The organism is Micromonospora taraxaci (assembly GCF_007830095.1).
Lineage (GTDB): Bacteria > Actinomycetota > Actinomycetes > Mycobacteriales > Micromonosporaceae > Micromonospora > Micromonospora taraxaci.
Map to the genome: position 1 here is coordinate 3,425,797 of NZ_VIWZ01000001.1, position 12,243 is coordinate 3,438,039.

Here is a 12,243-nt window from a genome sequence, read left to right on the forward strand (position 1 = left end):
TCGCTCAGGAGTCGCCGCGGCGGTCAGCCCACTCGTGCTCCAGGATGGACATGTCGTGGGCGTCGACCCAGTCGCCGTCGAAGCACAGAGCGTGGCGTCGGGTGCCCTCGTGGATGAAACCGACCTTTTCGTAGACGTGCCGGGCGCGGGGATTGAAGTCGAAGACCTCCAACCCCACCCGATGCATCCCCAGCTGGTCGAAGGCGTAGCCGAGCACGAGCCGGGCGGCCTCGGTGCCCAGACCGCGACCGCGGCCCTCCGGCCCGACCATGGTGCGGAAGTTGACGCTGCGGGCGTCGGGGTCCCACGAGTTGAGGACGACCTCGCCGACGACACGATCTGTTGCCTTGTCCACGACGACCAGGTCGAGCCGGTCGTCGGCGGCGCTCCGTGAGCCGTACCAGTCGCGGCTGCGCTCCAACGGTGGAGGCACTCCCAGATCCGCGCTGCTGCTCACACTGCCGGTCAGGCGGGCCACGTCGGGATCAGCCATGACCGCGGTCATGGCTTCGGCGTCGTCGGCGGTCGGTGGCCGCAGCGTGACCAGGCGTCCGGTCAGAGTGGGCTTGTGGCTGAGATCGGTCATCGGGTTCTCCCCGTGGACTCCCGGATGTCACGGCCTGGCCGCCTGACCCTAGCCGGTCGAGGTCGGGGGTGAGCAACCACATATCTGCCGGCGCGGTCGGTCGCCCGGTCGTCGACCGTGACACCTGTCGGGGTCGTTGAGGTGGCGGGCGCAGGTCAGGCACCACTCGCTCAGGCGGCACCTCGGTTCGTGGCCACCCAGTCGCGGGAAGCGGTGAACTTCTCCACCGGATCGCCGAGGACCTGCCACGGCCACTCGGTGACCATCCCGTCGAGCAACGCGAACGCGTGCGCGGCCGCGTCGAACTCCTCCGCCAGCTCGAAGGTCAGGGCGAAGATGGCCAGCCGAGGCGCCCAGCCGGGACCGGCGGGAACGTAGTCTGGGTGGAAGATCGAGCTCTCCGCCGCGGCGAGCAGCTCGGCGCGGACCTCGTCCGAATCGAAGTAGGCGTTGCCGTCCTCGATGTCGGTGGCCTCCCACCTCTCGAAGTGGGCGACGGCCACCAACTCGTGCAGGAGGCTGTAAGGCCCGGCCGCAGCCGCTGCACCCCTGGCGAAGTCGAACATCTCCTCGTGACTGCCGGACCACTTCGCGCACAGATATTGCAGCCGCTGCTCGTGCGCGACCACGTGCCCCGGGTGGAGTCGAGTCACCGCCTCGAAGCGCTCTCGGGCCTCCGCCGCCCCGACTCCCAGGCCGCGGGCGCTGGTGACCAGCCAGGCGCGGGCGGTCACGTTGTCGGGTTCGCGGGCGAGCACCTTCTCCAACAACGATTCGGCGTAGTGCAGCCGCTCGTGGAACCCCTTGAACTGCTCAGCGGTGGTGTACTTCGCCCGCTTGCCGCCGCGTGCCTCCCACGCCCAGTGCACCGCGTGACAGCCAGCGACCAGCACGGGGAGCGTCGAATCGGGCTCGGCGTCGATCCATTCTCCGATCCAGTCCTGGATCCCGTCGACACCGCCGACCGCCTCCATGAGAAAGGCCATCTCGTCCGGGTCGGCGGCCATGGTGAGCAGCTCCCGCGCGAACTTCCACCGACGCTTCTCCAACGCTCGGATCAGGGCCTTTCGATGCGGGTCGCCATAGGTCGGGTCCAGGGCCGGTGCCTTGGACCGCTTCATGAATCCCCACATGCCACCAAACCCCCGTGCCACACGTCGCGATGGACGCCGATACTAAATGATCATGTCCGACCACTGCGGAGCGCGGGTGGGCGCCGTCGGCGGGGGTCGCCGCTCCGGCGGCATCGGCAAAACATGATCTAGGCGTGGCCCGTGGAACGTGATCTTATACGCACCAGCGATCCGAAACACTCTCCGAACCCTCGATTAACCGTCGGAGGCTTAGGTGGGGGAGCGCTCCCATGAGCGGGTCGCGATCGGAACAGTGCTCCACAAAGGAGCCATCGAAAGGAGCCTCGTGGCTACCAGCACGAGCGAACACAGGCTGCGGAGACTAGCGATACCGACGCTGGTCCTCGCCCTGGTCACCGGTACCACCGGCGTCGCGGGATCGGCGTCGGCGGCACCCGCAGGGCCGTCCGGTGGCGGCAGCGCCGGCTACTTCACCGCCGGGTCCGACAAGAAGGTCACCCTGACCGACGGCGCCGACCGCCGGCCGGGCGGCAGGAAGGCAGCCGACCAACAGGCCACGGCGGACGAGACCCGTCCCGGCATGTACATCGTCGAGCTGGCCGAGGAACCCCTGACCTCGTACACCGGCGGCTCGTCCGGGTTGGCGCGGACCCGCCCGCAGGCGGGTGACCGGCTGGACGTGACGTCGGCACCGGCACGGGCCTACCGCGGCCACCTCGACGCGCAGCGCAGCGCCGTCGCTGCCGCCGCGAAGGTGCAGGTCACTGCCTCATACACCACCGCTTTCAACGGGTTCTCCGCGAAGCTGACCGCCCAGCAGGTGACCGCGTTGCGGGCGGACAAGCGCGTCCGCGCCGTCACCGCCTCACGGGCGCTCGGCACCCCGACGCCTCCGCCGACCGCACCGGCCCCCAGCGCCCCGGCCACGCCGAATCCTGGCGAGCTGGACCAACCGGCAGGAGCGGATTCCGCCGGCAAGCCGGACAAGCCCGGTAAGCCCGGCAAGCCCGGCCCGGGCACCGGCGCGGGCATGGTGGTCGGTGTCCTGGACACCGGCATCTGGCCGGAGAGCGCGTCCTTCGCCAAGAAGATGCCCGCCCCGGCGAACTGGCGTGGCACCTGCCAGACCGGTGTGGCCTTCGTGGCCGAGCACTGCAACGGCAAGATCGTCGGCGCGCGGTACTTCGCCGACTCGTGGTTGGCCTACGGCGGCACGGTGCCCGACGGTGAGATCCTGTCCCCCCGCGACGTGTCCGGGCACGGCACACACACCGCCTCCACCGCTGCCGGTCTGCCGCTGCCGAACGTCACGATCGACGGTCGTCGCTTCGGTCCCGTCTCCGGGGTGGCCCCGGACGCCCAGATCGCCGTCTACAAGGTGCTCTGGGGCGGCATGGGCTACGACGCCGACATCATCGCCGGCATCGACGCCGCCGTCGCCGACGGCGTGCAGGTCATCAACTTCTCGATCGGCTCCCAGCTCGGCGACTGGGAGGCCAACACCCCCATCGGCATCGCGTTCCTCAACGCCACGCTGGCCGGGGTCTTCGTGGCGGCGTCGGCGGGCAACACCGGCATCGTGAGCGGGGCGATCAGCAACGCGGCGCCATGGGTGACCACTGTCGGCGCGGCGGTGACGAAGCTCGACGAGGCGACGGTCAAGCTGGGCGACGGCACGAAGCTCGTCGGCGGTTCGCTGGACGCCCTGCCCGGTGGCGACTCGCGGCCGATGGTCTTCGGCGAGCAGGCCGGCTCGCCCGACCTGGGCGCTGTCTACTGCGAGCCCGGCAGCCTCGACGCTGCCAAGATCAAGGGCAAGGTCGTCGCCTGCGCGCTGTCCGACATGTTCGGCTCCGCCGCCGAGATCAAGGCCAAGGGCGGGGCGGCGATGGTGGTGTTCGACCCGGTCGGCAACTACCGGATCAACTCCATCTTCAACTTCCCGGTGGTCTACCTGCCGACCGAGAAGCAGGCCGGCTCGCTCTTCAACTACCTGATGCGCCACCCCACCGACGCGAAGGTCTCCCTGCGCAGCGGCGGTGACGGCTCCAGCGTCCCCGGCCTGCCCAGCGTGGCGGACTTCTCCTCCACCGGCCCGGACAAGGTGACCCTCGGCGTCTTCAAGCCGGACCTCGTCGCGCCGGGGTCGAACATCATCGCCGCGGTCTCGCCCGCAGGCAACTTCGGGCGGAACTACGACGCGTACTCCGGCACCTCGATGGCCTCGCCGTACGTGGCCGGCGCGGCAGCGATCCTGCGCGCCACCCACCCGGACTGGTCACCCGGCGCGGTCGCCTCCGCGCTGCGGACCACCGCCACCGACACCGTCGGCACCAGCGACCCCCTGGAGCAGGGCAGCGGGTTCATCAACCTGGCCAAGGCCACCGACCCCGGCCTGGTCATCCAACCGACGGCGGCGGAACTGGTCACCTTCAGCGAGACGGCCCAGCCCGACGGCAAGGAACTCAACCTGCCGGCCATCTCGTTGCGCGAGTACGACGGCACCCGCCCGGTGACCGTCACCCGCACCCTGACCAACGTGGGTAAGGCGAAGGAGACCTACCGTTCGTCGGTGTCCGGCCTGCCCGGCATGAAGGTCACCGTGTCCCCGGCATCGGTGACGCTGGCGCCCGGCACGTCCGCGACGGTGACCATCACCGTGCGCCGGGGCAGCGCTCCCTGGGACCGCTACGTGACCGGCTCGATCACCTGGCAGGGCAAGGCACACAGCGCCCGGATCCCGGTCGCCGCCCGCCCGTGGGGCATCACCCCCCGGCCGTACGCCGACGACGGTGAGGAGTTCGGCCGGATGACCAACGGTGCGTTCGGCTCGCTCCAGCCCGGCTTCACCGGACCGTTCGCCGGCCGCAGCACCGGTTACACGCCGATGCAGCGGACGTCGTACTCGATGCCGGCCGGCGTCTACGGCGGCGTGTTCGACCCGACGGCCACCGGAGTGAAGAAGGTCGACTTCACGGTGCCGGCGAACACCGCAGGCATCGTGGTCGAGACCACCACCGACGACCCGAACACGAACCTCGATCTATACCTGTACAAGGGCGACGAGCTGGTCTACAGCAGTGACAGGTACTGGACCAGCGCGGAGCAGGCCTACAAGTTCCTGCCCGAGCCGGGGCGCTACACGGCGTACGTGTTCGCGCAGTACCCCGGTGGCCCGGTCGTCGACTTCCAACTCGGGCACGCCATCATCAGCCGAAACGCCACGTACGCGGGTGCCACGCTCGAGGCGCCCTCCACCGTGGAGCGCGGACTGACGTACGGGTTCACGCTGAAGCCGGAGAAGCCGCTGGCCGACGGCGACTTCTGGGCGTACACCGAGTGGAACACCAACGGGACTGTCATCCCCGGCAACCTCGTCTACACGCAGCAGAGTTCCTGGGAGTAAACAGTTGTGAGCTGTGGGGCGGTGCCGTTGTGCACCGCCCCACAGCCCTTCCGGCGACACCCGTGGGCTGGTGCGGCACCTCAGCTCACGCAGGTCCACGCCAGCAGCCTGACGACAAGGGATATCGTTCCGGCGTGCACCTTCGCCGAACGCCAGGTATGGGGTGGTCACACGATCAACGTCGCGCGGCCATCGCCGTGTTGCTGTCGGCCGCGATGATCGAAATCCGGGCCTTGGCATCGAGGCCAGACAGCTCGAAGCATCCGGACGGGCATCTTGTCGAGATCAGGCTCATCGCCGACGTCTGCCACAACCTGCCCGGTGCCGACCGACCCAGGCCAACCGGTGAATACGACGGACTCGTCTACACCTGGCAGAGCGCCAACGACTTCCAGCGCTCCTGGCTGCGTAAGCACTTCGCCCGCGCCGCGATCGACACGACGTTTCTGGAGCAGGCACCGCGGCTCCCACGGCCGGCGACCGCACCCGACACCCGGCCGAGCTGGAAGCATTGGCAGTTACCCCGCGATCCGAAGACGTTCCTCGCGGTCGACTCGAGCACCCTCGCCAACCTCGTGCGCCAAGCCCGCGCAGTCGACCGCCACGACCCCACGTACGGGCCGGCCCGCACCGCTGCCGGCGAATGGTTTCTCAACCATCTCGATCCGGACGGGCGGCACATCATCCGTCCGAGCCGCCACGGTGAGACGCTGTTCCAACCCGACGGACCAGCCGATCTTCGTCAGTATCGGGTGCTGGTGACGATGAGCGACGGGTCGCTCATCGTCGATCACCCTCGCCTTCGTGCGACGGACATCGCGGCGTTGCCCCGCAACCTTCATCTGCTGCGTCGCCTGCAACTCGCCGCGGTCCCGCCTCGCCGGCAGGAACTCGATCCTGGCCTCTGGGCACATCGACACCGCGCCACGCACCCAGACTGTTGCGACTTGACCGTACTCACCACGTCGAGTGACGGGTGACGTCATCGCACACCGTCGACAGTCCTCGCCGACCCTCACGGAACAGGGCGGTGGCAGGCGGGGTCACCCCGCCCGCCACCGCCTTGCGATCAGTTGACCGTGACGGTCAGGTTGATCGAGCGGGTTTCCCCGCTCGTGTAGGTGGTCGTCACCCGGGCGGTGTAGATGCCCTTTCGGGGGTACGTGTGAGCGATCGACCGCAGCGTCGCCCCGTGCGTGATGGCGCTGTTGTCGCCGAAGTCCCACGCGTAGTCGGTGATGCTCTGCCCGGACGGCGCCGTCGCGGTGGCGGTGAGCGTGGTGTTCAGCGTCCCGGTGCCGCTGGCCGGGTTCGCGGCCAGTGACAAGGTTCCGCCCGGTTCCTGTTTGACTCCGGCGCCGTTGAACCGCAGCCAGTCCAACGCGAGCAGGTCGGGGGTGCCGCCGGTCTGGGCGGTGTTGACGAACTTCGCGTACAGGGTGGTGGTGCCCGTCGGCTTGTTGGTCAGCGTGACGGTGGGGGAGACCAGGTTGTCCCACCCGCCGGTCGAGGCGACGGCGGCCGTGCCGATCAGCGTGCCGGTCGGCGAGCCGGTGCGCAGCTCGATGGTGCCACCGAGACCGCCGTTGGTCAGCCCGAGCGTCACCGAGCCGACGTTGCGCAGGTCCACCGGCCCGTACGCGACCCAGTCGTTGTGGTCGACGTCGCCGAGCCGCTTGCCGGCGCGGGCGGTGGGCCGGTCGTTGACGGTGACGCCGGACTGGGCGGTGAAGTGCTCGGCCTCCTTGCTCTTGGGCTGCAACTGCACGCGGGTCGAGCCGGTCAGCGCCGGTGCGCCGGCCGCGCCCCCGTCGGTGTACTGCGCGGTGATCAGGGTGTAGAGGTTCTGCCCCGGCCCGTGCCCGTCACCGGCGTCCGCCTCGGTGGAGAGCAGTCCCGAGCAGCCGGTGTAGACGTCCAACGGGTGGGCGTGCGAGTCGTGGCCGAGCTGCGTCTGCACTGTCACCCTGCTGCAGTCGACTGTGGTGTCCTCCGGGTCGGTGACCGTCACCGTGAACGGGATCTTGTCGCCGAAGTCGAAGAAGCCGCCGTCGGGCACGCTGAGGGTCACCGTGGGTCGGGTGTTGCCGACCACCACGTCGGTGACAGCGGTCGCGGTCAACCCGTTGCCGCTGTTGCGGACGGTCAACCGAGCCGTGTACTTGCCGGCGCTGGTGTAGGTGAAGCTCGGGTTGGCGGCGGTCGAGTCGGTGGTGCCGTCGTTGGTGAAGTCCCAGGCGTAGCTGAGTGCCGTGCCGTCACCCGCCGTCGTGCCGGCCGAGGAGAAGCTGACAGTGAGCGGCGTGCGTCCGCTGTCCGGGGTGGCGGCGATCTTCGCGGTCGGTGGTCGGCCGTTCGCCACGTAGTCGATCCGGTAGATGCCCGCCCCGGCGTTGCTGCCGCCGCGACCGCTACCGGTGCCCTCGCCGAAGTCGATGACGTAGAGCGAACCGTCCGGGCCGAACTCCGCCTCGAAGGGCTGGATCCAGCTCATGGTGTCGAAGATGCCGTTGATCGACTGGAGGTCACCGACGGCGGTCGGCCCGAAGCGCGCGTTGCTGAACGTCTGCGCCGTCTTGTGGATCGAGAGCGTCTTGAACCACCTGCGCGTCAGCTCGTAGGTGATCCACTTGCCCTCGAAGTACTCCGGGAACTTGGTGGTACGGGTGTTGGCCGGGTCGTAGTCGTAGACCGGGCCGCTCATCGGCCCGCCACCGCCGGTGCCCAGCTCCGGGAACTGGGTGGACGCGGAGTACGCGTACCAGACCAGTGCCGACTTCGACGCCGGCAGATTGGTCAGGCCGGTGTTGTTGGGGGAGTTGTTGACCGGCGCGCCGCAGTTGAACTTCGCGCCCGAGGTGTTGGTGGCGAAGTTGTAGTCGTTGAACGGGATGTTGTTGCCCACGCAGTACGGCCAACCGTAGTTGCCGGCCGCCGTGATTCGGTTGAACTCGACAGTCCCCTCCGGGCCGCGGTTGGCATCGGCCGCGCGGGCGTCCGGGCCGTAGTCCGCCACGAGCACCGCGTTGGTCTGCGGCTCGACGGTGATCCGGAACGGGTTGCGCATGCCCATCGCGTAGATCTCCGGCCGGGTCCTCGCGGTGCCGGGGGCGAAGAGGTTGCCGCTGGGCACTGTGTACGTACCGTCGGACTGCGGGGTGATCCGCAGGATCTTGCCGCGCAGGTCGTTGGTGTTGCCGGCGGTGCCCTGGGCGTCCCAGGCGGCACGGCCGGAGCGCTCGTCGATCGGGGTGTAGCCGCTGGAGGCGAACGGGTCGGTGTTGTCGCCGATCGCCGCGTAGAGCCGCCCCGCCCCGTCCATGGTCAGCGAGCCGCCCATGTGCGAGTTGGCCCGGCCCTCACCCCGGTAGGTGGGGATGGTCAGCAGGCGTTTCTCCGAGGAGAGCGCGACGCTGTTGTTGGCGACCGTGAAACGGGACAGGTTGAGCTGTTTGAGGGTCTTGTCCGACCAGAGCAGGTAGATCCAGCCGTTGCTGGCGAAGTTGCGGTCCAGGGTCATCCCGAGCAGCCCGTCGGACTGGTCGGTCATGGCCGAGGTGTATGCGAAGTCCAGCAGCGTGGTGACCTGGAGGGTGTCCTGGTTGACCACCTTCAACGCGCCGGTGCGCTGGATGTAGTAGACCTTCCGGTCCGGGGCGACGGCCAGTTCGAACGGGTCGGCCAGGTTCTCGGTGACCAGACCAACCCGTTCGAAGTTGCTGCTCTTGGTGGCCGAGCAGTCGCCGGCTACCGCGCCGGCGGCCCACTCGATGCCGTAGCGCAGGTGCTCCAGGAAGGTCGCGCTGCTGAACTGTGAGCTGGCGTGCCCACCGGCGGTGAACCAGGACCGGCCGCCGTCGTAGCGCTGACACCAGGAGTACGCGTGGTCGACGCCCTCGTCCAGCCCGTTGATCCCGTCCCGCACCTTGATCTGCGCGAGGGTGTGCACGTTGCCGGTCGGGTTGGTCCGCCAGTTGTACCACTCCTCGCTCTGCTCCCAGAGCTCCGGCAGGTTGCGGGTGGAGGGGTGCGCCCGGTCGAGCACCTTGACGCGGCCGGGGAACGTGCCGCCGGTGGACGAGAAGTCCGGGTGGTAGTCGAAGATCGTGCCGACCAGGCCCTCGTACCACTGCCAGTCGCGTTCGCTGGCCGAGGCGGCGTGCAGGCCGGCCCAGCCGCCGCCGTTGCGGATGAAGGTCTGCAACGCGGCCCGTTGGCTGGCGTTGAGCAGGTCACCCGAGGTTGGCAGCGAGTTGGTGTTGTTGAACACCAGGGCGTCGAAGGTGGCGAGGTTGGCGTCGGTGAACGCGGCGGCGTCGGTGGTGGCGACGACCTCGAAGTTGTGTGCGGTGCCGAGTTGCTGGATGGCGGCGATGCCAGCCGGAATCGAGTCGTGGTAGAAGTTCGTGATCTTGGAGAAGACCAGCACCCGGAAGCGGGGGGCGGCCTCGGCGGGCAGGGCGGTGGTGGTGCTCACCACGGCGACGACGGCGAGCAGGATGAGGCAGAGCGAACGGAGGCTTCGGGGCATGGGGGCGCTCCCTGTCGGACGGTGAGGGTCGGAAAGCGCTTTCTCGCTGCCCGCACCACGGTACTGACAGCCAGTGACGAGCGTCAATAGCAGGGGGGTAAGCGGTTTCCTGGCGGAGGGCAGCGCTTGCGTGGGGTCACCACATCGACGTTCTTCCCCTACGATCGGTGGCGGTCGACCTGGGGAGGTCACGTGACGACACCATCACCGTCCGACCGGATCGACACGAGCGTCGTGCACCCGGCCCGCCGCTACAACTACTGGCTCGGCGGCAAGGACAACTTCGCCGTCGACCGGGAGTCCGGCGACCAGATCGCCGCCGTCTACCCCGGGGTACGCACCCTCGCCCGAGAGAATCGGGCCTTCCTCGGCCGGGCGGTGCGGTTCCTCGCCCAGGAGGCCGGCGTCCGACAGTTCCTCGACATCGGCACGGGCATCCCGAGCGCGGACAACACCCACGAGGCGGCCCAGTCCGTCGCCCCCGAGGCCCGAGTGGTCTACGTCGACAACGACCCGATGGTGCTGGTCCACGCCCGCGCGTTGCTGACCAGCGATCCGTCCGGTGCCACCGCCTACCTCGACGCCGACCTGCGCGACCCGGAGAAGATCCTCGCCGACCCGCAGTTGCAGGCCACGCTGGACCTGTCCCAGCCGGTGGCCCTGGTGTTGATCGCCGTGACGCACTTCCTCACCGACGACGACCGCCCGCACGAGCAGGTCGCCCGGCTGCTTGACGCGCTGCCGTCGGGGAGTTGGCTCGCCCTGACCCACTTCACCACCGACCACATTCCCGTCGAGATCGTCAGACGGATGGAGGCCGAGTTCGCCGCCGGCCGGATGAAGCAGGACGCCGTGCCCCGCGACCGCGCCGAGTTCGCCCGCTTCTTCACCGGCCTGGAGTTGGCCGAGCCGGGCATCGTCCCGGTCACCGAGTGGCGGCCGCAGGTGTCACCGGAGCAGCGACCGCCCCTGGCCGACGCCTCCATCTACGGCGCGGTGGCCCGTAAGCCCTGACCGGGCTCTGTTGTTCCCCCTGGCGGGGGAGTCGGCACCACCGGCGGCGGGAGGCGTTCTCGCGCCGGCCGGGCGAAGGTGCTCCCATGCCCCATTTCGCGAGCCGTCGGTGGGCGTACGGCGCCCTGGCCTGGTTGATCTTCTTCGTGGTGTCCCATGTGGTCCTGCTGCTCTTCCCCGGTGACGATCCGAGCGCCCACAGCCCCGGCGGCACGAGGGCCTACACGGTCTTCAACGTCGTACTCATCGCGATGTCGCTCGCCGGGGCGGCCGTCGTCGTCGCGACGGTCCGTCCATCGGCTCGACCCCTGCCCCGGTGGTTGATCCTGACGCCGCTCTGGTTCGGAAGTGTCCTGCTCGTCGTCCGAGGTGTTCCGGGGATGGTCGAGAACCTGCTGATGGTGACGGGAGTCCGTCGTGGTGGATTCGTGGGGGCCCAGGACATCTCCACGGGTGAGTTCTGGGCCGGCCTCGCCATCAACACCTACTTCTTCGTCGGCGCGGTGCTGCTGGTCGGAGCAACGAACTCCTACGTCCGCCGCTCGGCGGGCCTGGCGGAGTGATGCGTGAGGGCCAGGCGGCCCCCAGCCATGGCCGACGCGCCCCGGTGTTCAGTGCGGGAACGCGCGGGGGATGCGGGTGTTCAGGAACTCCTCGCGGAAGGCTTGGATGCGCGTGATCACCTGCCGTCTGCCGACGGTGTTCTCGATGCGGTCGAGGTACAGGCATCGGGCGGCGAGTTTGTCGAGGTCGACGGTGAAGTACATCGCCATCAGCGGGTTGACGAACAGGTCCCCACCGCCGGTACGCCGGGTGAACCGGACGTCTCCGAACGCGCCGCTGGTGGCGGCGGCGATCTGTCCCTGCACGATGCTCGGCCGGTCCGGGGTGGCGGCCTGGGCGTCGGCGACAGCATCACGATAGAGCGCTGCCTCCCGGCTGGAACCGGGGATGGACAGGGCACCGAGGTAGCCGCCGTCGCGGTCGAGCGCGGCGAGGTTCTCCAGCACCTCGACGTGGTTGACGCCGTCGTAGGCGTCGATACCGAAGCCGAGGCTGGACACCAGCTTGATCGGGACGTCCAGCGCGGTCACCGCCGCGAGACTGGTGACGTCCTCCACCGGCGTGCCGAGATTGCTCTCGTCGCCATGCAGCAGGATGTCGGTGCCCCCGTCGACAAGCACGACCGCGTCGATGTCGAGTTTCTCGACCAGATGCCGGTACGCGGCCCGGAGCGGTTGGACACCGAGCGGTGGGAAGGCGTACACGGTCGACGGCAGATCCTGGGCCGCCAGCCACCGGGCGAGCGTCCGTTCCGGGAAGTACCAGTCCGGGCTGGTGGTGCCCGGCTGCACGGCAGCGACGTGCTCTGCGCTCCACGCGTCCTGGTCGATCAGTTCGAGTTCCGAGAAGGAAAGACTGGCCAGGTGCACCTGTGTGCCGCCGCGCCACAGGGCGAGTGCCAACGGCAGACCCGCGTACACGTCGAAGCCACCGCCCGCCCCGGCGATGAGGACGTTCCGCGCCGGAGCCAGCGCGGCGAACAGTGGGGGTACGGCCAACGAGAACACACCGAGATCGGTGGGCAGTGCGGCAGGGGTCGTCACCGCTC

General features: G+C 69.1%; 8 protein-coding genes. 4 read left to right on the forward strand and 4 right to left on the reverse strand.

Going from position 1 to position 12,243, the window contains the following annotated elements; genetic code table 11:
• Positions 1-4: 4 nt before the first annotated feature.
• Together FHU34_RS15690 and FHU34_RS15695 are read right to left on the reverse strand one after the other, a co-directional pair.
• Positions 5-586: a GNAT family N-acetyltransferase gene (locus FHU34_RS15690; RefSeq protein ID WP_145781128.1), complete on the reverse strand. Its 582-nt coding sequence runs from the start codon at positions 584-586 to the stop codon at positions 5-7.
• Positions 587-756: 170 nt separating this feature from the next.
• Positions 757-1,719, reverse strand: a complete 963-nt coding sequence (locus tag FHU34_RS15695) for a DUF4034 domain-containing protein (protein ID WP_145781130.1) — start codon at positions 1,717-1,719, stop codon at positions 757-759.
• A gap of 286 nt (positions 1,720-2,005) precedes the next feature.
• Here FHU34_RS15695 and FHU34_RS34030 point away from each other — a divergent pair, with 286 nt between their 5' ends.
• Both FHU34_RS34030 and FHU34_RS15705 read left to right on the forward strand, forming a co-directional pair.
• Entirely contained in the window at positions 2,006-5,086 is a 3,081-nt protein-coding gene (locus FHU34_RS34030) for a S8 family peptidase (protein ID WP_145781133.1), read from the forward strand.
• 134 nt (positions 5,087-5,220) lie between these two features.
• A complete protein-coding gene (locus FHU34_RS15705; RefSeq protein WP_244311691.1) occupies positions 5,221-6,066 on the forward strand; it encodes a hypothetical protein in 846 nt (281 codons plus the stop codon).
• A gap of 89 nt (positions 6,067-6,155) precedes the next feature.
• Here the strand turns inward: FHU34_RS15705 and FHU34_RS15710 are convergent, their stop codons facing one another.
• Entirely contained in the window at positions 6,156-9,617 is a 3,462-nt protein-coding gene (locus FHU34_RS15710; protein WP_145781136.1) for a ThuA domain-containing protein, read from the reverse strand.
• A 192-nt stretch (positions 9,618-9,809) separates the two neighbouring features.
• Between FHU34_RS15710 and FHU34_RS15715 the strand changes: the two genes are divergently transcribed.
• Together FHU34_RS15715 and FHU34_RS15720 are read left to right on the forward strand one after the other, a co-directional pair.
• Positions 9,810-10,631, forward strand: coding sequence for an SAM-dependent methyltransferase (locus FHU34_RS15715; protein ID WP_244311692.1), 822 nt, complete (start codon positions 9,810-9,812; stop codon positions 10,629-10,631).
• Between the two features lie 86 nt (positions 10,632-10,717).
• Positions 10,718-11,194: a DUF3995 domain-containing protein gene (locus FHU34_RS15720; protein WP_145781138.1), complete on the forward strand. Its 477-nt coding sequence runs from the start codon at positions 10,718-10,720 to the stop codon at positions 11,192-11,194.
• Between the two features lie 48 nt (positions 11,195-11,242).
• On the opposite strand, the gene FHU34_RS15725 is transcribed toward FHU34_RS15720, so the two are convergent.
• Positions 11,243-12,238, reverse strand: coding sequence for a DUF1152 domain-containing protein (locus FHU34_RS15725; protein ID WP_244311693.1), 996 nt, complete (start codon positions 12,236-12,238; stop codon positions 11,243-11,245).
• Positions 12,239-12,243 lie beyond the last annotated feature (5 nt).

Excerpts from the sequence above, each read along its gene's own strand:
- FHU34_RS15690 (WP_145781128.1), bottom strand. The coding sequence starts at position 586 with ATGACCGATCTCAGCCACAAGCCCACTCTGACCGGACGCCTGGTCACG.
- FHU34_RS15695 (WP_145781130.1), bottom strand. The coding sequence starts at position 1,719 with ATGTGGGGATTCATGAAGCGGTCCAAGGCACCGGCCCTGGACCCGACC.
- FHU34_RS15710 (WP_145781136.1), bottom strand. The coding sequence starts at position 9,617 with ATGCCCCGAAGCCTCCGTTCGCTCTGCCTCATCCTGCTCGCCGTCGTC.
- FHU34_RS15720 (WP_145781138.1), top strand. The coding sequence starts at position 10,718 with ATGCCCCATTTCGCGAGCCGTCGGTGGGCGTACGGCGCCCTGGCCTGG.